Origin of the sequence: Actibacterium sp. EMB200-NS6 (assembly GCF_001305615.1) — a bacterium.
GTDB lineage: Bacteria > Pseudomonadota > Alphaproteobacteria > Rhodobacterales > Rhodobacteraceae > Actibacterium_A > Actibacterium_A naphthalenivorans.
In genome coordinates this window covers 1,195,942-1,220,096 of record NZ_CP010869.1, presented here as the reverse complement: position 1 = coordinate 1,220,096, position 24,155 = coordinate 1,195,942, and the positions used below count along the sequence as shown (strand labels likewise).

General features: G+C 66.4%; 21 protein-coding genes. 3 read left to right on the top strand and 18 right to left on the bottom strand.

Features of this window, described 5'->3' with window-relative positions:
* Position 1 precedes the first annotated feature (1 nt).
* Genes TQ29_RS06025 through ftsW form a run of 7 tightly spaced genes read right to left on the bottom strand, consistent with a single transcriptional unit; the run spans position 2 to position 5,680 of the window.
* On the bottom strand, positions 2 to 292 hold the full coding sequence (locus TQ29_RS06025; protein WP_054538425.1) for a hypothetical protein: 291 nt from the start codon (positions 290 to 292) through the stop codon (positions 2 to 4).
* Between the two features lie 14 nt (positions 293 to 306).
* Complete coding sequence (locus TQ29_RS06020) at positions 307 to 561, bottom strand: DUF2484 family protein (protein WP_037204546.1); 255 nt, start codon at positions 559 to 561, stop codon at positions 307 to 309.
* Positions 558 to 815, bottom strand: coding sequence for a DUF2484 family protein (locus TQ29_RS06015; protein ID WP_054538424.1), 258 nt, complete (start codon positions 813 to 815; stop codon positions 558 to 560). The genes TQ29_RS06020 and TQ29_RS06015 overlap by 4 nt, the downstream gene beginning before the upstream one ends.
* Positions 812 to 2,002, bottom strand: coding sequence for an APC family permease (locus TQ29_RS06010; RefSeq protein ID WP_054538423.1), 1,191 nt, complete (start codon positions 2,000 to 2,002; stop codon positions 812 to 814). Before TQ29_RS06010 ends, TQ29_RS06015 begins: the two co-directional genes overlap by 4 nt.
* A gap of 5 nt (positions 2,003 to 2,007) precedes the next feature.
* Positions 2,008 to 3,408: a UDP-N-acetylmuramate--L-alanine ligase gene (murC, locus tag TQ29_RS06005; protein ID WP_054538422.1), complete on the bottom strand. Its 1,401-nt coding sequence runs from the start codon at positions 3,406 to 3,408 to the stop codon at positions 2,008 to 2,010.
* A complete protein-coding gene (locus tag TQ29_RS06000) occupies positions 3,405 to 4,511 on the bottom strand; it encodes a glycosyltransferase (protein WP_054538421.1) in 1,107 nt (368 codons plus the stop codon). Before TQ29_RS06000 ends, murC begins: the two co-directional genes overlap by 4 nt.
* Before the next feature lie 2 nt (positions 4,512 to 4,513).
* Entirely contained in the window at positions 4,514 to 5,680 is a 1,167-nt protein-coding gene (gene ftsW / locus TQ29_RS05995; RefSeq protein ID WP_054538420.1) for a putative lipid II flippase FtsW, read from the bottom strand.
* A gap of 259 nt (positions 5,681 to 5,939) precedes the next feature.
* On the opposite strand from ftsW, the gene TQ29_RS05990 reads away from it, so the two are divergent.
* Complete coding sequence (locus TQ29_RS05990; protein ID WP_054538419.1) at positions 5,940 to 7,397, top strand: sulfatase; 1,458 nt, start codon at positions 5,940 to 5,942, stop codon at positions 7,395 to 7,397.
* Here the strand turns inward: TQ29_RS05990 and TQ29_RS05985 are convergent.
* Positions 7,343 to 8,515: a type III PLP-dependent enzyme gene (locus TQ29_RS05985; RefSeq protein ID WP_054540344.1), complete on the bottom strand. Its 1,173-nt coding sequence runs from the start codon at positions 8,513 to 8,515 to the stop codon at positions 7,343 to 7,345. The genes TQ29_RS05990 and TQ29_RS05985 overlap by 55 nt on opposite strands.
* Before the next feature lie 292 nt (positions 8,516 to 8,807).
* Between TQ29_RS05985 and TQ29_RS05980 the strand changes: the two genes are divergently transcribed.
* Complete coding sequence (locus TQ29_RS05980; protein WP_054538418.1) at positions 8,808 to 9,740, top strand: L-lactate dehydrogenase; 933 nt, start codon at positions 8,808 to 8,810, stop codon at positions 9,738 to 9,740.
* Between the two features lie 78 nt (positions 9,741 to 9,818).
* Here TQ29_RS05980 and murD read toward each other — a convergent pair whose 3' ends face one another.
* From murD to TQ29_RS05935, 9 genes are all read right to left on the bottom strand, one after another.
* Positions 9,819 to 11,237 (bottom strand): UDP-N-acetylmuramoyl-L-alanine--D-glutamate ligase, encoded by a 1,419-nt coding sequence (murD, locus tag TQ29_RS05975; RefSeq protein WP_054538417.1) that lies wholly within the window; start codon positions 11,235 to 11,237, stop codon positions 9,819 to 9,821.
* 111 nt (positions 11,238 to 11,348) lie between these two features.
* The gene (gene mraY, locus TQ29_RS05970) at positions 11,349 to 12,434 is read right to left on the bottom strand and encodes a phospho-N-acetylmuramoyl-pentapeptide-transferase (RefSeq protein WP_054538416.1); all 1,086 of its coding nucleotides are present in this window, start codon (positions 12,432 to 12,434) and stop codon (positions 11,349 to 11,351) included.
* Between the two features lie 12 nt (positions 12,435 to 12,446).
* Positions 12,447 to 13,883 carry a UDP-N-acetylmuramoyl-tripeptide--D-alanyl-D-alanine ligase gene (murF, locus tag TQ29_RS05965; protein WP_054538415.1) on the bottom strand — a complete coding sequence of 479 codons (1,437 nt, stop codon included), beginning with the start codon at positions 13,881 to 13,883 and terminating at the stop codon, positions 12,447 to 12,449.
* A complete protein-coding gene (locus tag TQ29_RS05960; protein ID WP_054538414.1) occupies positions 13,880 to 15,370 on the bottom strand; it encodes a UDP-N-acetylmuramoyl-L-alanyl-D-glutamate--2,6-diaminopimelate ligase in 1,491 nt (496 codons plus the stop codon). Before TQ29_RS05960 ends, murF begins: the two co-directional genes overlap by 4 nt.
* A 17-nt stretch (positions 15,371 to 15,387) precedes the next feature.
* The gene (locus tag TQ29_RS05955; protein WP_054538413.1) at positions 15,388 to 17,175 is read right to left on the bottom strand and encodes a penicillin-binding protein 2; all 1,788 of its coding nucleotides are present in this window, start codon (positions 17,173 to 17,175) and stop codon (positions 15,388 to 15,390) included.
* The gene (locus TQ29_RS05950) at positions 17,172 to 17,519 is read right to left on the bottom strand and encodes a cell division protein FtsL (protein ID WP_037204514.1); all 348 of its coding nucleotides are present in this window, start codon (positions 17,517 to 17,519) and stop codon (positions 17,172 to 17,174) included. Before TQ29_RS05950 ends, TQ29_RS05955 begins: the two co-directional genes overlap by 4 nt.
* Entirely contained in the window at positions 17,519 to 18,523 is a 1,005-nt protein-coding gene (rsmH, locus tag TQ29_RS05945) for a 16S rRNA (cytosine(1402)-N(4))-methyltransferase RsmH (RefSeq protein WP_054538412.1), read from the bottom strand. The genes TQ29_RS05950 and rsmH overlap by 1 nt, the downstream gene beginning before the upstream one ends.
* 3 nt (positions 18,524 to 18,526) lie before the next feature.
* Complete coding sequence (gene mraZ / locus TQ29_RS20920; RefSeq protein ID WP_054538411.1) at positions 18,527 to 19,036, bottom strand: division/cell wall cluster transcriptional repressor MraZ; 510 nt, start codon at positions 19,034 to 19,036, stop codon at positions 18,527 to 18,529.
* Between the two features lie 605 nt (positions 19,037 to 19,641).
* Positions 19,642 to 20,721 carry an Mrp/NBP35 family ATP-binding protein gene (locus tag TQ29_RS05935; RefSeq protein ID WP_054538410.1) on the bottom strand — a complete coding sequence of 360 codons (1,080 nt, stop codon included), beginning with the start codon at positions 20,719 to 20,721 and terminating at the stop codon, positions 19,642 to 19,644.
* Positions 20,722 to 20,966: 245 nt separating this feature from the next.
* Here TQ29_RS05935 and TQ29_RS05930 point away from each other — a divergent pair, with 245 nt between their 5' ends.
* On the top strand, positions 20,967 to 21,182 hold the full coding sequence (locus TQ29_RS05930) for a DUF1127 domain-containing protein (RefSeq protein ID WP_054538409.1): 216 nt from the start codon (positions 20,967 to 20,969) through the stop codon (positions 21,180 to 21,182).
* A 556-nt stretch (positions 21,183 to 21,738) separates the two neighbouring features.
* Here TQ29_RS05930 and TQ29_RS05920 read toward each other — a convergent pair.
* A complete protein-coding gene (locus TQ29_RS05920; protein ID WP_054538407.1) occupies positions 21,739 to 24,099 on the bottom strand; it encodes an ATP-dependent helicase in 2,361 nt (786 codons plus the stop codon).
* Between the last annotated feature and the right edge of the window lie 56 nt (positions 24,100 to 24,155).

Genomic DNA, 24,155 nt, shown 5'->3' with positions numbered 1-24,155 from the left:
CTCATGCCCCGTCCTCGCCGTTACGGCGCCCCAGCGCGAACAGCGCGGCCGACAGCACGCCGGTTCCGATCCATGGCAACAGCACCCCGAGGGGCGTGTTCGCGCCGAAGCCCGTGCGCGCCAGATCGGCGCGCAGCGCCGCCCAGGTCACGATTACCGCCGTCGAGTAAAGCGCGAAGATCACCAGAAAGTCGCGCCCCTTGCGGGCCAGCCCGTGGGTCAGCGCCTGATAGGCGATCACCGGTGCCGCCGCCCAGGTGCCGTAAACCAGAATTTCCGTATAGCCCGCCATCGCGCCCCCCGTTTTCAGGGACCTTTACCGCGCAACAGCCGCGCGCACCAGCGGGCGAAGTAATAGACCGGCCAGCGCAGCATCGACATGCCCGCCGCCAGCACCAGAAGCCCCCAGACCGGCCCGTTCTGATAGGTGACGTAGCCAAGCAGCGGAATGCCGGCGGCGATCAGCCCATAGGCCAGCGGCCAGTTCAGCCGGGCCGGAAGGAAGGCGATGCCGGTGGCGGCAAGCGCCCAGAAACACGCCAGGATCAGCGACAGGTTCATTCCCGCCCCTCCCCGCCGCCGGGGCGCAACGCCCGGCGCAGCAGATAGAAGAGCGGCCTGCGAAACATCGACGCGGCCCCCGCGACAGCGGCAAGAACGACCCAGACATCATGCTGCCAGCCCAGATACCCGATCAGCACCGGCGCCGACACCAGCAGCGCGAGGCCCGGCGCGTATTGCAGCCGCATCGGCAGAAACGCGGTGATGGTCGCCGCGAGTGCCCAGAGGCAGGCCAGTGTGAGCGACAGGGTCATGCCGGCCCCAGCAGCGTCATCGCCAGCGCGGCCAGCGCGGCCAGAAGCCCGGCATAGGGCACGAACATCGGCACCCGGAACGGCGCGAACGGCGCGCGCCGCTTCAGCGCGATCAGCGAAAGATTGACCACCGCGAACACCGCCAGCAACAGCGAAGAGGTCATTTCCGCCAACGCCGCCACCGGCAGGGCCAGCGCGCCAAGGATCACCGCCGCGCCAACCAGCAACGTCGCCTTCACCGGCGTGCCGAAGCGCGGATGGGCGTGATGGAACAGCGCCAGCCGCCGGTCGCGCTTGCCCAGGCCGAACAGCACCCGCGCGGCCATGACGATCTGCGCCAGCACCCCGTTCAGCGCCGCCACCCCCGCGATCAGCGACAGAAAACCCGCGCTGTTGTTGCCCTTGCGCGCCTCCCACACCAGCGACAGCGGGCGCGTGCTGTTGGCCAGCGCCTCGACCGGAACGGCGCGGACGGCGGCAAGGCTGACCCCGGCGTAGATCAGCGAGGTCACAAGCAGCGAAATCAGGATGGCGCGCGGCAGGGTGCGCTCTGGATGCTCCACCTCTTCGGCCATGTTCACGATATCCTCGAAGCCGATGAAGGCGAAAAACGCCAGCACCGCGCCCATGCCCACACCCGGCCAGAAAATCTCGGGCGGGGCGCTCCAGGCCGGTACCGGCGCCGCAGTGGAGCCGGCCCAGATCACCAGGCCAAGCCCGATCAGCTCTATCACGGTAAAGATCGCCGCCACCGCCATGCTTTCCAGCACCCCGATCAGCGCCACGGCCAGCAGTGCCGCGCCGAGCCCTGCCACCACCCATTCGAACGGCAGGTCGATGACTGCGGTCAGGTAACCGGCGCCGCCGCGCAGCACCGCCGCGGCCGAGATCGTGCCGGCCAGCACGATGCCCAGCCCCACCACAACCGACAGCCAGTGGATTTTCAGCCCCTGATCGACATAGGCGGCCTCGCCCGCCGCTTCGGGGATGCGGGTGGACAGTTCGGCATATGACAGCGCCGAGGGCGCGGCGACCAGCCCGGCAATCAGAAACGACAGCGGCGCATAAACCCCGGCCTGCCCCGCCACCGCGCCGACCAGAACATAGATCCCGGCGCCGATCATCACCCCGATGCCATAGGCCGTCAGCAGCCCCGGCCCGATCCGCCGCTTGAGCGCCTCCGCCACCGGCCTCAGGCCTTTTCCAGCCGCGCGGGCAGGTTGTTGGCCCAGGCTGAAATCGTGCCCGCGCCCAGGCAGACCACCATGTCGCCGGGCCCGGCCTGTTCACGCACCAGCCGCACCAGATCGTCTTCGCTGACGATGGCGCGGGCGTGGCGGTGGCCGTGGCGGATCAGCCCCGAGACCAGATCATCGCGCGACGCGCCTTCGATCGGGTCTTCACCGGCGGCGAACACCTCGGCGATGGCCACCACGTCGGCATCGTTGAAACAGGTGCAGAAATCGTCGAACAGCGTATGCAGGCGGGAATAACGGTGCGGCTGATGCACCGCGATCACGCGGCCGTCGGTGGCCTGGCGCGCCGCCTTGAGCACCGCGGCGATCTCGACCGGGTGATGGCCGTAGTCGTCGATAACGGTCACGCCGTTCACCTCGCCCACCTTGGTGAAACGCCGGTTCACCCCGCCGAACGCGGCCAGCGCGGCGCGGATCTCGTCGCGCTTCATGCCAAGCTGCCGGGCCACGGCCACGGCGGCCAGGGCGTTCGAGACGTTGTGATCGCCGGGCATCGGCAGGCTGCAGCCCTCGATCACCATGTCCTCGGCCTGCAGCGCAATGTCGAAATGCGCGACACCCGCCTTGTAGGTCAGGTTCACCGCCCGCACATCGGCCTGCGCGTTGAAGCCGAAGGTCACCACGCGGCGGTCGGTGACGCGGCCCACCAGCGCCTGCACCTCGGGGTGATCGGTGCAGCAGACCGCCAGACCGTAGAACGGGATGTTCGACACGAAATCGTAGAAGCCCTGGCGCAGGTTTTCGAACGTGCCCCAATGCTCCATATGCTCGGGGTCGATATTGGTGACGATGGCGATGGTCGCGGGCAGACGGTTGAAGGTGCCGTCGCTTTCATCCGCCTCGACCACCATCCACTCGCCCTCGCCCATCCGGGCGTTGGAGCCATAGGCGTGGATGATGCCGCCGTTGATCACCGTGGGGTCGAGCCCGCCCGCATCCAGCAGCGTGGCGACCATGGTGGTGGTCGTGGTCTTGCCATGGGTACCGGCGACGGCGACATTGGATTTCAGGCGCATCAGCTCGGCCAGCATCTCGGCCCGGCGCACCACGGGCAGGCCCATGCGGCGGGCGGCGTCCAGTTCCGGGTTTCCCGGCTTGATGGCGGAGGAGATTACCACCACCTCGGCATTTTCCAGGTTCTCGGCGCGCTGGCCGACGAAGATCGTGGCGCCGAGCCCGGCCAGCCGATCGGTGATCTTGCTGGCCTTCAGATCAGAGCCCTGCACGGTATAGCCCAGGTTCAGCAGCACCTCGGCGATGCCGGACATGCCGATGCCGCCGATACCGACGAAATGGATCGGGCCCACATCGGTGGGAAGTTTTGTTGCCGCGTTCATGCCTGTTGCCCCTTGCCTGCCAGCGCCTCGACGATCTCCACCAGCCGCTCGGTCGCGTCCGGGCGGCTGACGCCCAGGGCCGCGTGGGCCATATGCACCGCCGCATCGGGGTTGGTGAGAACCGCGCTTATCTGCTCTGAAAGCGCGGCAGGCTCAAGGGCGGATTCGGGGATCATGATCGCGGCATCCGCCTTTACCAGCCCGCGGGCATTGGCTGTCTGGTGATCCGCCGCCGCGGCCGCGAAGGGGATCAGGATCGACGGCCGGCCGATCACGCTGATATCGGCGACCGAGGATGCGCCGGCGCGCGAAATCACAAGCTGTGCCTCGCTCATGCGGCGGGGCACGTCGTGGAAAAATGGCTGAACATCGGCACCGATCCCGTGTTCGGCGTAGAATTGCGCCACGCGCGCGCCATCCTCGTCACGCGCCTGGTGCGACACGCGGATATTGCCGCGCAACGCCTCGGGCAGGGCTGCGATGGCGGCGGGCACCACATCCGACAGGATGCGCGCGCCCTGGCTGCCCCCCATCACAAGCAGCGACATCGGGTAGTCGCCCGGCGGGATATAGGGCGCGCCCGCGCGTTCCAGCACCGTCGCGCGCACCGGATTGCCGGTATGAAAACTCTCGACACCCTCGGGCAGTTCGGTCGGCCAGGTGCCGCAGGCCACCGCATGGACGCGGGTCGCGAAAAGCTGGTTCACCCGACCCAGCACGCCGTTCTGTTCGTGGATCATCCGGGGCAGCCGCAGGATCGTGGCCGCCGCCACCGCCGGGATCGCCGGGTAGCCGCCAAAGCCCACAACGACATCGGGCCGGTCCCGCAGCATCTTGGCCGCCGCCGAGATCACGCCGCCTGTCAGCCGGAACGGCACCGCCGCCCTGGCCAGCGCCCCGCCCCGCGCGAAGGTGGCCGATGCGATCTGCTCCACCTCCACCACATGCGGAAAGCCGCCCGCGTAGCGCGCGCCGCGCGCGTCGGTCGAAAGCTTCACCCGCCAGCCCTTGCGGATCATCGCCTCGGCCAGCGCCTGGGCGGGGAACATATGCCCGCCGGTCCCGCCCGCGGCGATGACCAGAAGCGCCGCCTTGCCGGCCATTGCTACCGCCCTTTCCGCATCAGGATATCGCCGATTTCACCCTGCGGGCGGGTCCGGGTGAAGGCCAGCAACATGCCGACGGCGATGCCGCCCGCGATCAGCGACGAGCCGCCATAGCTGACGAACGGCAGGGTCATGCCCTTGGCCGGCAGCAGCCGCACCGCCACGCCCATGTTGATCAGCGCCTGCACGCCGAACACGCAGGCCAGCCCCGAGCCCGCCAGCCGGATGAACGGATCGCGCTCTTTCATCAGGCGGAACAGCGAGCGGATGACGATGACCGCGAACAGCACGATGATCGCCAGCACCAGCAGCAGCCCGTATTCCTCGGCGGCGACGGCGATGATGAAATCGGTATGGGCATCGGGCAGCGATTGCTTGACCTGCCCCTCGCCGACGCCGACGCCGAAAAAGCCGCCCTCGCGGATGGCGTTGGTCGCATAGCCAAGCTGGGTGCGCGGATCGAGATCAGCCGACAGGAAGCCGTCGATCCGGCGGGCGAAATGTTCGGAATTGTTATAGGCTATGGTGCCGCCGAAGACGGTCAGCCCGGCCATCCCGACCAACAGCATGAACGGCGCACCGGCTACGAAATAGATCACGCCCCAGGCAAACAGGATCAGCGCGGCTTGCCCGAAATCGGGCTGCATCGCCAGAAACCCGACGATCACGATGGCGATGCCGAAGGAAAACAGCCTGCCCGGCGGGCCGTTCACCTCCTGGCTGGCGGCCATCAGCCAGGCGGCCAGGATGATGAACCCGGGCTTGAGGAATTCCGAGGGCTGCACGCTGGCGAAGCCAAGCGAATACCAGCGCACCGCGCCCTTGCCGAAATCTGTGCCCAGCACCGGCAGCAGCGCCAGCGCCGCGAAGGCGCCGAAAAAGCCCAGCACGCCCAACCGGCGCACCAGATCGGGCGACATCATCGAGGTGAAGAACATCACGCCCAGGGCCAGCGTGCCGAAAAACGCCTGCCGTTCGACGTAATGGAACGGCGCAAGCCCGTTGCGCGCGGCCAGTGGCGGCGACGAGGCCAGCCCCAGCAACAGCCCGATCCCGAACAAAAGCAGGATGCACGACAGGGTCCATTTGTCGATCGTCCGCCACCACCGGGGAAGAATCGGTTCACCGGCCCGCATCGGCACGGTGCCGTACACCATTTCCGTCATGAATGTTCGCCTTGCTCTGCCTGCCTCTGCCCGTTTGCCGGGTCTCGGGTGCAGTCTAGCGCGATTTGCGCCGCAACGCCAGCCATCTGACACCCCGGGCCGACGGGATTGCACCGCCGCCACGCGCCCCCTAGTCTGCCGCCATCCGCGCGCGCGGGCCGCTCCTCGACCCTTGCAGGTTTCCTCGCCGCGATCCGCGAAGAGAGCCGCAGGGCCCGACGGGCGCACCCGCGCCGCATCACAAAGGACAGACCCGCCGGTGACCAGACCCAACATCCTGTTCCTGTCGATCGAGGATCTGAATGACTGGATCGCGCCGCTGGGCGGCCATCCCGATACGATCACCCCGCACCTGACCCGGCTGGCCCGGCACAGCGTGGTGTTCGAACGGGCCTATGCCGCGGCCCCGGCCTGTTCGCCTTCGCGCGCGGCAACGCTTTATGGCCGGAACCCATGGGAAACGGGGATCTACGGCAACGCACACCGGCCCAACCACGCGTTTCCGCGCGGCCGGGGCCTGTCGCTGGTCGGCGGCCTGCAAAGCGCCGGGTATAAGACCTTTGGCGCGGGCAAGGTGTTCCACGTGCTCAAGGGCCAGTTCGATCACGACGAATGGACCGAATACCATGGCCAGGAACCAGACAGCTTTGCCCCGATCAGCCGGTCGCAGAAATCCGGCGCCCTGGGCAGCAACTCCGATTTCGGCCCGGCGCCCGACGATACCCCGCAATATGACGAGTTGAACACCGAGTGGATCACCCGCCGCATGACCGGCGGCGCCGAAGGGCAGTTCTGGGCGCTGGGGCTCTATCGGCCGCATCTGCCCTTCATCGTGCCGAAGCGTTTTTTCGACCAGTTGCCGGCGGTGGTCGCCGATCCGCCGGGGCTGGGCGCCAACGGGTTCGCCCCCGACAACGCGGCGCCGCTGGCCGGGCTGCCGCGCCCGGCGATGAGCTTCGTGCGCCAGAACGCCGGGCTGGGAAAGGCGCTGCATGCGCAGGGGGAATACAAGGCATTCCTGAAAGCGTATCTTGCCTCGATCTCCTATGCCGACGCGCTGCTGGGCCGGGTTCTGGACCGGATGGATGAACAGGGGCTGTGGGGCAACACCATCGTGGTGCTGTGGTCGGATCACGGCTGGCAGCTGGGCGAAAAGCTGGCCTTCCGCAAATTCACCCTGTGGGAGCGCGCGCTGCGGGTGCCGCTGTTCATCGGCGGGCCGGGCATCGCCCCGGGCCGGGCCGGCGATCCGGTCAGCCTGACCGACATCGCGCCGACGCTCTTTTCACTGGCCGGCCTGCCCGCGCCCGGCCGCTTCACCGGGCAGGACATGGCCCCGCTGCTGCGGGGCGAGGCGCAGGCGCTGCGCGGGCACGCGCTGTCGGTCTGGGGCCATGATCTGATGAGCGATCGCCCGAAGCTGGCGTTTTCGGCGCGGTCCCGCGATTTTCGCTTCATCCGCTACTGGACCGGTCATGAAGAACTGTATGATCACCGGGCCGACCCGTTCGAACATGCCAATCTGCTGCAGGCCCCGGATGATGGCGCGCTGGCCGCCGTGGTGCGGGCGCACCGGGCGATGCTGCCCGTGGCGCCCTGCCCGCCTGTCAATACCGCGCCGCCGCGCCACCGTTGGCAGGCGGCGCGGAAGATGAGCCCGGCTCAGAGCACCACGACATCCAGCGGCGGGAAGCCGTTGAAGCCGACCGACGAATAGCTCGACGTATAGGCGCCGCAGTTGCGGATGATAAAGCGGTCACCCGCCTTCAGCCCCTGCGGCAGTTGCACCGGGCGCTTTTCATAAAGCACATCGGCACTGTCGCAGGAGGGGCCGGCCAGGATGCAGGGGCCGGTCGCCTCGTGATCGCGGTCGGTGACGAACTGATAGCGGATCGCCTCGTCCATGGTTTCGGCCAGGCCCGAGAACTTGCCGATGTCCAGATAGACCCAGCGGAAGGCGTCGGCCTCGGATTTCTTCGACACCAGCAACACTTCCGCGGCGATCATGCCGGCCTCGGCCACCAGGCCGCGGCCCGGCTCCGCCATCACGCGGGGCACATCGCCAAAGCGTTCGGTCACCAGCTCCATCACCCGTGCGGAATATTTGGTCGGGTGATCAATCGCCTCGCCATAAAAGGCCGGAAAGCCGCCGCCGATGTTCAGCAGGGTCAGCGCGTGGCCTTCGGCGCGGGCGCGGTGCCAGATTTCGGCGATCTGGTCGAGCGTGGCGGTCCACATCTCGGCCCGGCGGGTTTGCGAGCCCACGTGGAACGAAAAGCCGACCGGCTCCAGCCCCAGACGGGCGGCCAGCGCCAGCAGATCCAGCGCCTTGTCACGGGCGCAGCCGAATTTGCGCGACAGCGGCCAGTCGGCCTCGGACGCATCGACGATCAGGCGGATATAGACCTGCGCGCCGGGGGCGTGCTTGGCGATCTTTTCCAGCTCTTCCTCGGCATCGGCGGCGAACAGGGTGATGCCAGCGTGATGCGCGAAGGCAATGTCGGAAGCGCGTTTGATGGTGTTGCCGAAGGAAATCGTTTCGGGCGCGGCGCCGAGGCCGAGGCACAGCTCGATTTCCCCGCGCGAGGCGGCATCGAAATGCGAGCCGAGGTTTACCAGCGTCTCGACGATCTCGCGCGCGGGGTTGGCCTTCACGGCATAGTGGATATCGGCATGGCCAAGCCCGGCTTTCAGCGCGCGGTATTGTTTGGCCACGGCCTGCGTGTCCAGCACCAGCGTCGGGCGGTCGAACTCATTCGACCGGATATAAGCCTCAACTCGGGAAACAGGCGCAACAGCAGTGCGGCCGACGAAATCGGTGATCGTAGCGTTCATGGTCATCTCCAATAGACCCGGCCAAAGAATGACCGCTCACTTCCAAGGAGACGTTACCGTCGCTACATAAACGCGGGCGGCGGAACCGCCGGCCAGAGGCGCGTGCGTTGGCGTCTGTGAGGGCGCAGATAGGGCCGCGCATGAGTCGGCGCAAGAGGGTATTTTCATCTTCGCGCGAAATTTCCGCAGAAGCGCAAAGCGTTGCCTCCGCGCCGCAGATCCGGGGCACAGAAATACCACCGCTCGATGCCCCGCTTGCTATAGTGGCTCTGGACACAAGCGGGGTACGGATATGAAAGTCGGGATCGTCGGGGCGGGAATGGTGGGAAGCGCGGCCGGATATGCGCTGGCGCTGACCGGAACGGTCAGCCGCGTCGTGCTGGTCGATCTCGACGCGGCGCTTGCCCGCGCCCAGGCCGAGGATATCGCCCATGCCGTGCCTTTCGCCTCTTCCACGGTCATCGAGCACGGCGACTATCCCGCGCTGGCGGGCGCGTCGGTGGTGATCCTGGCGGCGGGCGTCGGCCAGAAACCCGGCGAGACCCGGCTGGCGCTGCTGGCCCGCAATGCCGCGGTGTTCCGCGAGGTGACGGCGCGTGTGCTGGAGCACGCGCCGGATGCGATCCTTCTGGTGGCCTCGAACCCGGTGGATGTGATGACCCAGATCACCACCCGCCTGACCGGCCTGCCGCCGGAGCGGGTCATCGGCTCGGGCACGATCCTGGATACCGCCCGGTTCCGCAGCCTTCTGGGCCGGCATCTGGGGATCTCGCCGCGCTCCGTCCATGCCTATGTGCTGGGTGAGCATGGCGACAGCGAGGTTCTGGCCTGGTCCAGCGCCCGTGCCGGGTCGGCGCCGCTGGCATCCTTTGCCGCGCAGGTGGGCGCCCCGATCACCGGGCATGTGCGTGACGCGATCGACGATGGCGTGCGCAATGCCGCCTATACGATCATCGCGGGCAAGGGCGCCACATGGTATGGCATCGGCGCCGGCCTGTCGCGGATCGTGCGCGCCATCGCGCAGGATCAGAATGCGGTGCTCTCGGTCTCCATCGCCACGCAGGACGTGCTCGGGGTGCACGATGTGGCGCTTTCCCTGCCGCGCATCGTCGGCGCCGCGGGCGTGACGGCCCATCTGATGCCCGACCTGGCGGATGACGAGGCCGCCGCGCTGATGAAAAGCGCGCAGCTTCTGAAGGATACGGCCGACGCGGTCTGCCTGTAGGGCGCGTCACTTTGCGGCTTGCGGATTGGGGCTCTGCCCCAAACCCCGGGATATTCAGGCGAAAAAGAAGGAGGCGTTTTATCCCGGTTCGGCCGTTCGCGCCAGCGCGGCGGTGACCTGGGCGATGAAATCCTCGCCGCGTTTCTCGAAATTGTCATACTGGTCGAAACTTGCCGCCGCAGGGGCGAGCAGAACGGTTTCTCCCTCCGCCGCCTCGGCCGCAGCACGGGCAACGGCGCGGGCCATCGTCTCGCTCACCTCATGAGGCGTCTCGCCCAGTTGCAGAGCGAACCGGCCTGCCTCGCGCCCGATGACATAGGCCTTCACCACATGGCCGAGCTGTTCGAGAACCGGCCCCAGGCCGCCCTCTTTTTCCAGCCCGCCGCAGATCCAGCGGATGCGCGGGAAAGCGGCCAGCGCCTTGGCCGCGCTGTCGGCGTTTGTGGCCTTGCTGTCATTGACGAACCGGACGCCCCCCGCCTCCGCCACCAGTTGCGACCGGTGGGGCAGCCCCTGAAAGGAGTGGAACGCCTGTTCGATGATCTTCGGCGCCAACCCCAAACTGCGCACCGCCGCATAGGCCGCGCAGGCGTTCTGATGGTTGTGCGCACCGGGCAGCCCGGCAATCCCCCGCAAGTCGAGCGACGCGATCTGCCGCCCCTTGCGGTATTCCGACAAGAACCCCTTGCGGGCGAACACGGCCCAGCCCGGCCCGTCCAGCTTTCGCGCGGCAGAGATGCGGATCAGCCGGTCATCGGCGGCACTCTCAGCCATCTGGTTGGCCAGATACTGCCCTTCGACCTCATCCACGCCGATGATCGCCCGGTCCGGCCCGCCTTCGGCGAACAGCCGGCGTTTCGCGGCGAAATAGCCACCCAGCCCTGCGTGCCGGTCCAGATGATCGGGCGTCAGGTTCGTGAACACGGCCACATCCGGGGTCAGCGCGCGCGCCAGTTCGGTCTGATAGCTCGACAGTTCCAGCACGACCACCCCGCCATCCCCCGGCGGGTCGATATCCATGACCCCGCGGCCGATATTACCCGCCAGCTGGCTTTCGCGGCCGGCATACGTCAGCACATGGTGGATCAGCGCCGCTGTGGTGGATTTGCCATTCGATCCGGTAACCGCGATCACCCGCGGCGCGGTTTCCAGATTGTCCCATTCATCGGTGGCGACCGAGCGAAAGAACAGCCCGATGTCATTGTCCACCGGCACACCCGCCGCCCAGGCAGAGGCGATGATCCGGTTCGGCACAGGATAAAGATGCGGGATCCCCGGCGACACGATCAGCGCCGCCACATCCCGCCACGCCCCCTCGCGCGTCAGATCGTGAACAGCAAACCCTTCCGCCCCGGCCCGCTCCCGCGCATCCGCGCTGTCATCCCAGACCAGCGGCTCGGCCCCGCCTGCCCGCAGCGCCCGCGCGGCGGCAAGACCGGACCGGCCCAGCCCCAGAACCGCGATACGCGCGCCACTATATCCGCGAACTGCAATCATCTCCCAAACCCCGCTCGGGCGGGCGCACCCCCGCCCCCTTCATCTTCGTTCAAATATCCCGGGGGGTGAGCGGGCCGCAAGGCGCGCGAGGGGGGCAGCGCCCCCTTTCCCCTACCGTAACTTCAGCGTCGCCAGCCCGATCAGCGCCAGGATGAGCGAAATGATCCAGAACCGGATCACGATCTGCGGCTCGGCCCAGCCCTTCTTCTCGAAATGATGGTGGATCGGCGCCATCAGGAACACCCGCTTGCCGGTGCGCTTGAAATACAGCACCTGGATGATGACGCTCAGCGCCTCGACCACGAACAGCCCGCCGACGATGGCCAGAACGATCTCGTGCTTGGTGGCAACCGCGATCGCCCCCAGCGCGCCACCCAGAGCCAGCGAACCGGTGTCGCCCATGAACACGGCCGCGGGCGGTGCGTTATACCAAAGAAACCCCAGCCCGCCGCCGATCAGCCCGGCGCAGAAGATCAGGATCTCGCCGGTACCCGGCACGTAGTGAACATCGAGATATTCGGTAAAGTCGACCCGGCCCACCGCATAGGCGATCACGCCCAATGTGCCCGCCGCGATCATCACCGGCATGATCGCCAGCCCGTCCAGCCCGTCGGTCAGGTTCACCGCGTTGGCCGATCCCACGATCACGATCATCGAGAAGGGCACGAAGAAGACCCCCAGGTTGATCAGCGTGTCCTTGAATACCGGCAGCGCCAGCTGGTTGGTCAACCCTTCGGGATGCACCATCGAGGCCGCGAACCCGGCGACGGCGGCGATGATCAGCCCCAGGCTCATCCGCACCTTGCCGGGCACGCCCTTGGTGTTGTTCTTCGATACCTTGGCGTAGTCGTCGGCGAAGCCGATGGCCCCGAACCCCACCGTGACGAACAGCACGATCCAAATATAGGGATTGTCGAGCCGCGCCCAGAGCAGGGTTGAAACGATCAGCGCGCCAAGGATCAGCACACCGCCCATGGTGGGCGTGCCGGCCTTGGTTTCAAGGTGGCTCTGCGGGCCGTCATCGCGGATCGGCTGGCCATGCCGCTGGCGCTTGCGCAGCAGATTGATCAGCGGCCGCCCGAAGATGAACCCGAAGATCAGCGCCGTGAAAAACGCCGCACCCGCCCTGAAGGTGATATAGCGAAACAGGTTGAAAACATCGCCGCCATCGGAAAATCCGGTCAGCCAATAGAGCATACGCCCAGCCTCTCATTTTTCATTCGGGACCGCTTGTCCCAATTTTCGCAGGGCGTCAACCACCAGCGACACGCGGCTGCCCTTGGAGCCTTTGACCAGCACGACGTCCCCAGCATCCGCGATCGCATGCGCCCGCGCGGCCAGCGACTGGGCGGTTTCATGCCACTCGCCGCGCTGTGCGCGGGGCAGCGCCTGGTAGAGCGCCCGCATCCTGGGGCCGACACAATGCACCAGGCTGACAGGCTTCAAGGACGGGTCATCCGCGACGGCGCGGTGCAGCTCCGCCTCGGTCGGGCCAAGCTCCAGCATGTCGCCAAGTACGGCGATGCGCCGGCCCTTGGCCACACGGCCAAGGCCATCGCGCGGCTCGGCGGCGGCCAGAACCTCCAGCGCGGCGCGCAACGAGGCCGGGTTGGCATTGAACGCGTCGTCGATCAGTTCGAAGGCCATGCGTTCGTCCACCGGATCGAGCTGCAGTTTTTCGCGCGCGCCGCGGCCCGTGGGCGGCTGCCAGGCAGCCAGATCGCAGGCGGTCAGGGCGCGGTCGGCCCCCAGCGCATCGGCCACCGCCAGCACCCCCAACGCATTCATCGCGAAATGCCGGCCGGGGGTGTGGATCTTGAACAGAATGTCGTCGCCCCTGGCACGCGCCTGGGCGATGGTGGCATCCGCGCGCAGCGTCACCTCTTTCAGGCAATAGTCGGCCTCGGCCCCGGTGCCGAAGGTGACCACACGCGCGCCGACCTGCCGCGCCTTTTCGATCAGGATCGGCGAGACATCCAGATCGGCATTCAGCACCGCAACCCCGCCCGGTTCCAGCCCGTCGAGAATGCTGGCCTTTTCACGGGCAATCGCGGCAATGCTGTCGAACGCCTCCAGATGCGCGGCGACGACGGTGGTGATCAGCGCCACATGCGGCCGGGTCATCGCCGTCAGCGGGGCGATTTCGCCCGGATGGTTCATGCCGATCTCGATCACCGCGAAATCCGCCGCCCGCGGCATCCGCGCAAGGGTCAGCGGCACGCCCCAGTGATTGTTGAAGCTTTTCTCGGCGGCGTGAACCTGCCCCTGCCCGGCCAGAACCGCGCGCAGCATTTCCTTGGTCGAGGTCTTGCCGACCGACCCGGTCACGGCGACCACCCTGGCTGCGCTGCGGGCCCGTGCGGCCCGGGCCAGCGCCCCCAGCCCGCGCAACACGTCATCGACGATCAGCAGCGGCGCATCCTTCGCCACGCCATCGGGAATGTGTGACACCAGCGCCGCGGCGGCGCCGTTCTTCAGCGCCTGCGCCACGAAATCATGGCCGTCGCGCACGTCTTTCAGCGCCACGAACAGATCACCCGGCACCAGGCTGCGGGTGTCGATCGACACGCCACCCGCCTGCCAGGGCCGCGTGCTGCGCCCCCCGGTCGCGGCCTCGGCATCCGCAGAGGTCCAGAGCGGCGTCATGTCACGCGCCCGTCAAGCGCCGCGACCGCGACAGAGGCCTGCTCCACATCGTCGAACGGAAACACGTCATCGCCGATGATCTGCCCGGACTCGTGGCCCTTGCCCGCGATCAGCAGCGCATCGCCGGGCTGCAGCGCATCGACGCCGCGCAGGATCGCCTCGGCGCGGTCGCCGACCTCTGTCGCATCCGGGCAGGCTTGCATTATTTCTGCACGAATATCGCCCGGAACCTCGCTGCGCGGGTTGTCATCCGTCACGAACACAACATCGGCGTGTTCCGCCGCCGCCCGCCCCATCAGCGGGCGCTTGCCCCTGTCACGGTCACCGCCCGCGCCGAACACGACGATCAGACGGCCCATTACATGCGGGCGCAGCGCGCTCAGCGCCGTCTTCAGCGCATCGGGCGTGTGGGCGTAATCGACAAAGACCGACGCGCCGTTGTCTCGGGTGGCGGCAAGCTGCATCCGGCCGCGCACGGTGATCAGATCGGGCAGCGCGTCGAACACATGCAGCGGCTCGGCCCCGCCGGCAATCGCCAGCGCGGCGGCGACCAGCACGTTTTCGGCCTGAAAGCCGCCGATCAGCCCCAGCCGCACCTGATGCGCCAGCCCCTGCCATTCGAACCGGAGCTGTTGCCCGGTGGCGTCGAACCGCTGTGCGAGGATCTGCAGATCGGCCTCGTCCGAGCGGCCGACGGTCAGCAGGGTCTGCCCGCGCGCGCGGGCGATCATCGCCATCTCGGGGCCGCGCGGATCCTCGAGGTTGATGACGGCGGTGCCTTCCTCGGGCAGGACGCGGGCAAAAAGGCCGGCCTTGGCCGCGAAATATTCATCGAAATCCGCGTGGTAATCCAGATGGTCCTGGGTGAAATTCGTGAACGCCGCCGCGGTCAGCGCCACCCCGTCGAGCCGCCGTTGCGCCAACCCGTGTGACGATGCCTCCATCGCCACATGGCTGACGCCGGCATGGGCCATCTCGGCCAGCAGGCGGTGCAGGGTGATGGGTTCGGGCGTGGTATGGTTCAGCGGCGCCTCATAGGCGCCTTCGACCCCGGTGGTGCCCAGATTGGCCGCCTCGTAACCCAGCAGGGCCCAGATCTGCCGGGTGAAGCTGGCCACCGATGTCTTGCCATTGGTGCCGGTCACCGCCACCACCACCTCGGGCTGCGCGCCGAACCACAGGGCCGCGGCATAGGCCAGCGTCTGGCGCGGATCCTCGGCCACCACCAGTGCGGCGTCGGATGCGGCCAGCTCTTCCCTGGCGATGCGGGCGCCCTCGGCATCGGTCAGCACCGCGCCCGCGCCCATCCGCAGCGCGTATTGGATGAACGCGCCACCATGCACCCGCGTACCGGGAAGCGCGGCGAACAGATGCCCCGGTTTCACCAGGCGGCTGTCGACCGACAGGCCGGTGATCTGCGCCTCGCGCCCGGCCTTTGCGGTCAGCCCAAGCTCTGCCAGTGATTTCGCCTGTGGCTGTGTCGCCATTTTCGCCCCCACGGCTGTCAGTTTCCGGTGAGTGTTACCGCGAAGCCGGGCTGGGGTTCAATCTCTGGTCGCAGGCCAAGCAGCGGCGCGGCGCGGCGGATGATCTCTGCGGCGACGGGCACCGCCGTCCAGCCGGCGGTCCGGCGCGGTTCGGGGCCTGTGGTGTCTTCGGGCTCATCGAGGGTGACGACCAGCACGTATTTCGGATCGTTCGTCGGAAAGACCGAGGCGAATGTGGTGATCACCTTGTTATCGTAATAGCCGCCGCTCGGTCTGGGCTTGTCGGCGGTACCGGTCTTGCCGCCCACCGAATAGCCGGGCACCTCGCCGAAGCTGGCGGTGCCGCGCACCACCACCTGACGCAGCATTTCGCGCGCCGCGGTCGAAGTCCGCTCGGAGACCACACGCTCGCCGGTGGCCGGGCGCCCGCCGGCCAGAAGCGTCGGCTGAACCCGCTTGCCCCCGTTCAGAAGCGAGGAATAGGCCGTGGCCAGATGCAGCGGGCTGGCCGAGAGCCCGTGGCCGTAGGACACCGTGATCGTGTTGATATCCGACCAGCGCGGCGGCAACAGCGGCCGGGCGCCCGGGGCCTCGACCAGCTCAACCGGGGTGGCCTCGAAGAAGCCCAGCTTGCCGAGGAAATCACGCTGACGTTCGGTGCCGATCTGCAGCGCGATCTTCGCGGTGCCAACGTTCGAGGATTTCACGATCACATCGGTCACCGACAGAAGCGGGCCGTAGTTCTTGTTGTGGAACTCGCCAATCCGGTGCCTGCCCCAGACCAGCGGCGCATCCGCATCGACCATTGTATCGGGGTTGACCAGGCCAAGCTCCATCGCCTGGGCCGCCGCGAAAATCTTGAAGGTCGAGCCAAGCTCATACACGCCCTGAACCGCGCGGTTGAACAGCGGGCTGTCGGACGCGTCGCCCTCGACCAGGGGGCGCGGGCGGTCATTCGGGTCGAAATCGGGCAGCGACACCATCGAGACGATCTCGCCCGTGTGGGCATCCATCATCACCGCCGCCGCGCCCTTGGCGTTCATCAGCTTCATGCCGCCGAACAGCACCTGGCGCACGGCCGTCTGCACCGTCAGATCCAGCGAAAGCCGCAGCGGCTGGCCGCCGTTGGCCGGATCGCGCAGGTAGGTGTCAAAGGCCTTTTCCACCCCGGCCGTGCCGATCACCTCGGCCGAGCGGACACCCTCGCGCCCGAAACTGGTGCCGCCCAGAACATGCGCGGCCAGCTTGCCGTTGGGATAAAGCCGCATCTCGCGCGGGCCGAACAGAAGGCCGGGATCGCCGATGTCATGCACCTGCTGCATTTGCTCGGGGCTGATTTTCTTTCGGATCCACAGGAACTTGCGCTTGCCGGTGAACTGGGCCAGCAGCTTTTGCTCGTTCAGGTCGGGAAATATCTTGGCCAGCGCCCGCGCCGAACCTTCCTTGTCGATCATGAGCGGCGGCTGGGCATAAAGGGAATGCGTGGCCAGGTTGGTGGCCAGGATGCGCCCGGTGCGGTCTGTGATGTCGGCACGCTGCGCGACGATGGCGGCGCCGGAGGCCGCGGCCCGCGGCTCCTGCGGCTCGGACGCGGCCAGCAGGCCCATCCGCGCACCCACGGCCGAAAAGGCACAGAAGAACAGAACCCCGAGGATCAGCAGCCGCCCCTCGGCCCGGGTGCGGGCCTGATCGCGCATCTGCTCCTGGCGCAGGCGCAGGTTCTCGCGTTCGATCGCGTCGGGGTTTTCGCCCTTGGCGCGGGCTTCCAGGATACGGGCCAGCGGGCGCAGCGGCGTGCGGATCATTCCGAAGCCTCCCATTTTCCGACCACCTCGACCGAGGTGATGATCGGCGGCAGATCGGGCAGCGGATAGGCCACCTGATCGATCAGGCCGAACTGTTCGGGGCGCAGCGGCAGCAGGCCCAGCCGATCGAAGTTGAGGTCGGCCAGTTCGCGCAGCCGGTCGGGCCGGTTCAGATAGGCCCATTCGGCCCGCAGCATCGAAAGCGAGGCCCGCATCTGCGCGATGTCGCGCTGCAACGCCTCGGTTTCCTTGATCACCTGCTGGGTTTCATAGTTTTCGCGATAGGCCCAGAAGGCCAGCCCCATCACCGCAAGCGCGGACAGAACGAAAAAGAGGCTGCGCATTATCCGTTTCTCCCTGTCATCAGCGCGGGCAGGCCCAATGCCGCCCGATCCACATCACCCGCAGGCGCGTCGGTGCGCACCGCCACCCGCAACTTGGCCGAGCGCGCGCGGGGGTTTTCCGCCAGTTCCTGGTCATCCGCCCCGATCGCGCGGCGCGACAGCAGCCGGAACTGCGGCGCCTGCTCTTCGGTCTCGGGCGCATAACGGTTGGCCCGCCCCGCCCCGCCGGACCGGGCCTGCAGAAACCGCTTCACGATCCGGTCTTCGATCGAATGGAAGGACACGACCGCCAGCTTGCCGCCCGGCTTGAGCGCCCGCTCGGCGGCGCAAAGCCCTTCGACCAGCTCGCCCAGCTCATCGTTCACGGCGATGCGGATCGCCTGAAACGAACGTGTCGCGGGGTGGCTCTGGCCCGGCTTGGGGCGCGGCAGGCAGCGTTCGATCACCGCGACAAGCTGCGCGGTGGTCTCGAACGGCTGGGTCTTGCGCGTCTCGACGATGGTGCGCGCGATGCGGCGCGAGGCACGCTCTTCACCGTAGTGATACAGGATGTCGGCCAGCGCGGTTTCATCCAGCTCGTTCACCAGATCGGCGGCCGACGGGCCGGACTGGCTCATCCGCATGTCCAGCGGCCCCTCTTTCATGAAGGAAAAGCCACGTTCCGCCTGATCGAGCTGCATTGACGACACGCCGAGATCCAGCACGACCCCGTCAAGCGGCACGTCGGAATAGGTGTCGAGCTTCGAAAACGTGCCTTCGACCAGCACCAGCCGGTCGCCATAGGCTTCGGCCCAGCCCGCGGCCATGTCGAACACGGCCGGGTCGCGATCCACGCCGATCACCCGTGCGGCGCCGGCCTCCAGCAGGCCGATGGAATAGCCGCCGGCGCCGAATGTGCCATCCAGCCACAGCCCCTCGACCGGGGCCACCGCCGCCAGAAGCGGACGCAGCAGAACGGGAACGTGGGGGCGTGAGTCTGAAGCGGGGCGTTCAGCGGCGGCCATTTTCTAGTGCACCGTCTTGGGCTTGCCGGGAAGAAGCGTGAGCGGATCGAAATCCTCGGGGTAGTCTTCCTCGAAACTTTCCATGAAGGCGGCGTTTTCAGCCTCGAAGGTTTCGGGTTTCCATATCTGGAACGTGTCGCCGGAGGCGATGAAGAAGGCCTCGCCCTCCAGTCCGATCTTTTCGCGCAGCTTTTGCGGCAGCACCAGGCGACCGTCGCCATCCACCTCGGTGGGGTGGGACTGGCCGTTGATCAGGCGCTCGAGCATCCGCCGCTCGGGCGAGCCGCGCTGCATCTGCTCGATCTGGTCAGACACCTCTTCGATCGCCTCGATCGTGTAAACTTCGAGAAATTTGCGGCGGTGATCGCCATAGACGATGACCAGTTCGGGGCGCAGGCCCTCTGTCCAGCTGGGATCGCCGGCCTCCAGCACGCGGCGAAACAGGGCCGGGATCGAGACCCTGCCCTTTGCGTCCACCTTGAAGGTGTATTCGCCTCTGAACCTGCGCGCCACTGTCCCGACGCTCCTTTGCTGCCGCTTTGGCCGTCTGAAACGAAAACGGCGGATTGAGCTGCTGCCACTGCCCAATCCGCCGCCCTCGTCCCATCTCTGGGTGTGTCCGGCTACGCATGCCACCTGGGGGGATGTCTGCTCGCTCGCGCGCCGGATCTTTGTGTTCGGTGAAAGCGGGTGCCTGTATGAAACCTGACTTGGTGCCTTTGTTCGGGGTTCTTGAACCGCCCCTGTAAGCCCGTCTTCATCCGATGACCAAGGGATGCCATGGGATTTCATGGAAATCAACAGGTTTTCACGGGAACAAGACACAAGATGATGGGTTGAGAGGGTGTGGAAAACAAGCTCTGGGGGTGCCCGACGCAATCACAACACAGCAGCTAGATGCCCATGTCGATTTACACACAAAATGTAGAGAATCTTCGGCCGTGCCAACAATTCCCGTAATTTCCCGAAAAAATACGCGAGATCACGGCGCCGTGTCGAATTTTTGAGGAATCAACGGCGAATCCCGCCGGAATGCGGCGAAATCAACCGCCCCGGGGCGATTGATTCGCCCTGCGGCGCCCTGCGGGCAGCCATTTCCCATGTGTTCCCGTACGGGGTCAGGCCATCCCGCCGGCGACCAGCCGCGCCGCCAGCGCGGCATAGGCATCGGCGATCGGCCCCTCGCCCGCTGCGACGGGGCTGCCGGCGTCACCGGCCTCCCGCACCTCCAGCGCGAGCGGCAGTTCACCCAGAAACGGCACGCCGATCCGCTCCGCCTCGGCCTTTACACCGCCATGGCCGAAGATATGCGCCTCGTGCCCGCAATTGGGGCAGATATACATCGACATATTCTCGATCAGGCCCAGCACCGGCGTGTTCAGCTTGCCGAACATGTCGATCGCCTTGCGCGCATCCAGAAGCGCCACGTCCTGCGGGGTAGAGACGACAATCGCCCCGGTCAGGTGGGTACGCTGGCACAGGGTCAGCTGCACATCCCCGGTGCCCGGCGGCAGATCGACGATCAGCACGTCCAGCGCGCCCCAGGCCACCTGCCCCAGCATCTGCTGCAGCGCGCCCATCAGCATCGGCCCGCGCCAGACCACGGCCTGATCGGGATCGACCATCAGACCGATCGACATCAACGTGACCCCATGCGCCGTCAGCGGAATGATCGTCTTGCCATCCGGTGAAGCGGGTCGTTTGCTGACCCCCATCATGCGCGGCTGTGACGGACCGTATATATCGGCGTCCAGCAACCCCACCCGGCGCCCCTGACGCGCCAGCGCCACCGCCAGGTTCGAAGACACGGTGGATTTGCCCACGCCGCCCTTGCCCGAGGCGATTGCCAGAATGCGGTCAACGCCGGCAACCTTCTGCACGCCCCCGCCTTCGGGGTGGCGCCCGATCTTCAGCGATGGCGCCTCGCCCTTCGGCGCGGATTTCGCGGCGGGCTCATGCGCCGTCATCACCACAGACACCTTTTCGACCCCCGCAAGGCGCTTTACCGCATCCTCGGCGGCCTGGCGCAACGGCTCCATCGCGCGGGCCGCCGCCACATCCGGCACCTCGATCACGAAACTCACCGAGGATTCGCCCAGTGAAAGCGCGCGCACCAGATCGCGCGAAACCAGATCACCACCATCGGGCAGGGAAATTCCGCTGAGCGTGTCAAGAATGACGTCACGGGATATCGGCATCTGGGGCCTCCTTGTTGCGCGCCCCCAACATGACCATCCAACACGCAAGGACAAGGGCAAATAGTTTGCTTCGGTTACGGGCAGTTGCTCAAAACTACGTCAGCATAACTTATGCAAATGCTGCATGGCGGCATTGCCTAAACGCCCATTGTGCAACTGCAGCATTACCGTATCTTGAGATCAACGAAACGCGGGGACGAACGCAGCCCGCTGAAAACACTAGAATACGATACAGGATAACGAAAATGGCACACGCACAGCAAATACATGTCGCACAGAGCGGCCTGGCTGAGTGGCTGAAATCGGGCGTCTCGGCAGCCCGTGAATGGATTTCGCGTCGGCGTGTCTACAACCGCACGGTCGACGAGCTTTCGACGCTGACGGCGCGCGAGCTGTCTGACCTGGGCATCAGCAGGTCGATGATACACTACGTGGCCCGCGACGCGGCGCACGGGAAATAAAGAATTCGGTTCAGGAAACCCTTCCTCCTCCCTGGGTTTTCTGCCTTTAGCGGCGGCATCTTCCTCCTCCCTGATGTCGCCGCCCTTTTACACCGGGGCAAATGCCCCACCGAGTTGCGGATGGCCTCCTCCTCCTCCCTGAGGTCCCCGCAGATCAGAACGGCAGCGCCCTCCTCCTCCCTGGCGCTGTCGTTCGCAAACAACCGGGGCCCGGTCGCATCGCGACCCAGCCCCTTCGAGATGCGGCAGGCCTCCTCCTCCTCCCTGAGGCCTTCGCAGTTCAGAACGGCAGCGCCCTCCTCCTCCCTGGCGCTGTCGTTCGCAAACAACCGGGGCCCGGTCGCATCGCGACCCAGCCCCTCCGAGATGCGGCAGGCTTCCTCCTCCTCCCTGAGGCCTTCGCAGAACAGAACGGCGGCGCCTTCCTCCTCCCTGGCGTCGCCGTTTTCTGTTTCTCAGATGCAATCATCCTTGGGCAGGCTCATGACGGCACAGCAGTCAGGCCTCGCGGCGCCGGCCACGCGACCACAGTGCTGCCGCTGATCCCGGATCTGACCTAGAAGGGCACGTCATCGGCCTGGGCGGCGGTCACGACGAAACGCGCCACAACCTTTTTCGCACCGGCCTTGTCGAACTCGATATCCAGCTTGTCGCCCTCGATACCCATCACCGTGCCGTAGCCGAATTTCTGATGAAACACCCGGTCACCGGCGGTGAAGCTGGATACGGCCTGCGCATCAATCACAATGTTACGGCTTTCCCGCGGCTGGCTGACCGGCCGCGTCTGGCTACGCTCTTGCAGGCGCTTCCAGCCGGGAGAGTTATAGACATTGGCAGAGGCAGCCCGCTCTTCGATTCCACCTTGCATTCCGGCGGCGCCATAGCCGCCGCCATACAGCCCCGGCGGCGTCAGCACATCGACGTGATCCTCGGGCAGTTCGTCGATAAAGCGCGAAGGCAGCGCCGATTGCCACTGGCCATAGACACGCCGGTTGGCGGCAAAGGAAATCGTGCACAGCTTTTCGGCCCGGGTAATGCCGACATAGGCCAGGCGGCGCTCTTCCTCGAGCCCTTTGAGGCCGGTTTCATCCATCGAGCGCTGGCTGGGGAACAGGCCATCCTCCCAGCCGGGCAGAAAGACGGCGGGGAATTCCAGCCCCTTGGCGCCGTGCAGCGTCATGATCGAGACCTTGGCGCCCGTCTCTTCGGTTTCATTATCCATGATCAGCGCGACATGTTCGAGGAATCCTTGAAGATTCTCGAACTGTTCCAGCGCCTTGACCAGCTCCTTGAGGTTCTCCAGTCGGCCCGGCGCCTCTGGCGTCTTGTCGTTCTGCCAATGCTCGGTATAGCCCGATTCCTCCAGAATCATCTCGGCCAGCTCAATATGGCCCGCCCTGTCGCCCAGCGCTGCACCATGCCAGCGGCCGATGCCGTCCAGCAGTTTCTTCAGCTCCACCGCGCCCTTGCCCGTCAGCCCTTTGGCGGCCAGCAACAGGCGCGCCCCTTCGACCAGTGAAACGCCATTGCCGCGGGCCATTGCCTGCATTTTCTGCTGCGCCTTGTCGCCAAGGCCGCGTTTGGGCGTATTCACAATGCGCTCGAACGCCAGATCGTCGTCGGGCGACACGGCGACGCGGAAATAGGCCATCGCATCCCGGATCTCCATCCGCTCATAGAATCGCGGGCCGCCGATCACGCGGTACGGTAGGCCGATGGTCAGAAACCGGTCTTCGAAGGCGCGCATCTGATGCGAGGCGCGCACCAGAATCGCCATGTCATCCAGCGAAAGCGGCTCCAGCCCCCGCGTGCCCGACTGCAGCGCTTCGACCTCTTCGCCAATCCAGCGCGCCTCTTCCTCGCCGTCCCAATGGCCGATCAGGCGCAGCTTTTCGCCGCCCTCGGCCGCTGTCCACAGGGTTTTGCCCAGCCGGCCCTTGTTGGCATCAATGATGCCCGAAGCGGCGGCCAGAATATGCGCGGTGGACCGATAATTCTGTTCCAGCCGAACCACCGTCGCGCCGGGAAAATCCTTTTCGAACCGCAGGATATTGCCCACCTCGGCGCCGCGCCAGCCGTAGATCGACTGATCGTCATCACCCACGCAGCAGATGTTGCGATGCCCGCCCGCCAGAAGCCGCAGCCACAGGTATTGGGCAACGTTGGTATCCTGATACTCGTCCACCAGGATATAGCGGAACCAGCGCTGATACTGCTGCAACAGGTCATCATGGGCCTGAAAGATCGTGACCACATGCAGCAGCAGATCGCCGAAATCGACGGCGTTCAGCGTCTTCAACCGGTCTTGATAGGCGGCATACAGCGCCACGCCGCGCCCGTTGAAGGCCGACGCCTCGGCCGCGGGCACCTTGTCGGGCGTCCAGGCGCGGTTTTTCCAGTTGTCGATCACGCCGGCCAGCTGCCGCGCGGGCCAACGCTTTTCGTCGATATTGGCCGCAACGATCAGTTGCTTGAGCAGCCGAATCTGATCATCCGTATCCAGAATGGTGAAATTCGATTTCAGCCCGACGAGTTCGGCATGGCGGCGCAACAGCTTGACGCTGATCGAATGAAACGTTCCCAGCCAGGGCATGCCCTCGATCGTCTGCCCCAACAGCCCGGCCACCCGTTCCTTCATCTCGCGGGCGGCCTTGTTGGTAAAGGTCACGGCAAGCACTTCGTTGGGGCGTGCGGTGCCTGTGTTCAGCAGATGCGCGATCCGCGCGGTCAACGCCCTGGTCTTGCCCGTGCCCGCCCCCGCCAGCATCAGCACCGGCCCCTCCAGCGCCTCGACCGCCGCGCGCTGCGCCGGGTTCAGCCCGTCCAGATAGGGCGCGGGCCGCGCCGCCATCGCGCGCGCCGCCAGCGACTGCTTCGCCCCGGCCTCGAAGGCCTCATCTTCGTCAAACCTGCTCATACTTGGTAATCTAACTTGGTTCAGCTTCGAGTTAAAGAAGTGTTCGCAAATTGTTC

Bases quoted from the DNA above. Each gene is read 5' to 3' on its own strand.
- TQ29_RS06025 (WP_054538425.1), bottom strand. From the start codon at position 292: ATGGCGGGCTATACGGAAATTCTGGTTTACGGCACCTGGGCGGCGGCA.
- TQ29_RS06020 (WP_037204546.1), bottom strand. From the start codon at position 561: ATGAACCTGTCGCTGATCCTGGCGTGTTTCTGGGCGCTTGCCGCCACC.
- TQ29_RS06015 (WP_054538424.1), bottom strand. From the start codon at position 815: ATGACCCTGTCGCTCACACTGGCCTGCCTCTGGGCACTCGCGGCGACC.
- murC (WP_054538422.1), bottom strand. From the start codon at position 3,408: ATGAACGCGGCAACAAAACTTCCCACCGATGTGGGCCCGATCCATTTC.
- TQ29_RS06000 (WP_054538421.1), bottom strand. From the start codon at position 4,511: ATGGCCGGCAAGGCGGCGCTTCTGGTCATCGCCGCGGGCGGGACCGGC.
- ftsW (WP_054538420.1), bottom strand. From the start codon at position 5,680: ATGACGGAAATGGTGTACGGCACCGTGCCGATGCGGGCCGGTGAACCG.
- TQ29_RS05985 (WP_054540344.1), bottom strand. From the start codon at position 8,515: ATGAACGCTACGATCACCGATTTCGTCGGCCGCACTGCTGTTGCGCCT.
- TQ29_RS05980 (WP_054538418.1), top strand. From the start codon at position 8,808: ATGAAAGTCGGGATCGTCGGGGCGGGAATGGTGGGAAGCGCGGCCGGA.
- murD (WP_054538417.1), bottom strand. From the start codon at position 11,237: ATGATTGCAGTTCGCGGATATAGTGGCGCGCGTATCGCGGTTCTGGGG.
- mraY (WP_054538416.1), bottom strand. From the start codon at position 12,434: ATGCTCTATTGGCTGACCGGATTTTCCGATGGCGGCGATGTTTTCAAC.
- murF (WP_054538415.1), bottom strand. From the start codon at position 13,883: ATGACGCCGCTCTGGACCTCTGCGGATGCCGAGGCCGCGACCGGGGGG.
- TQ29_RS05960 (WP_054538414.1), bottom strand. From the start codon at position 15,370: ATGGCGACACAGCCACAGGCGAAATCACTGGCAGAGCTTGGGCTGACC.
- TQ29_RS05955 (WP_054538413.1), bottom strand. From the start codon at position 17,175: ATGATCCGCACGCCGCTGCGCCCGCTGGCCCGTATCCTGGAAGCCCGC.
- TQ29_RS05950 (WP_037204514.1), bottom strand. From the start codon at position 17,519: ATGCGCAGCCTCTTTTTCGTTCTGTCCGCGCTTGCGGTGATGGGGCTG.
- rsmH (WP_054538412.1), bottom strand. From the start codon at position 18,523: ATGGCCGCCGCTGAACGCCCCGCTTCAGACTCACGCCCCCACGTTCCC.
- TQ29_RS05935 (WP_054538410.1), bottom strand. From the start codon at position 20,721: ATGCCGATATCCCGTGACGTCATTCTTGACACGCTCAGCGGAATTTCC.
- TQ29_RS05930 (WP_054538409.1), top strand. From the start codon at position 20,967: ATGGCACACGCACAGCAAATACATGTCGCACAGAGCGGCCTGGCTGAG.
- TQ29_RS05920 (WP_054538407.1), bottom strand. From the start codon at position 24,099: ATGAGCAGGTTTGACGAAGATGAGGCCTTCGAGGCCGGGGCGAAGCAG.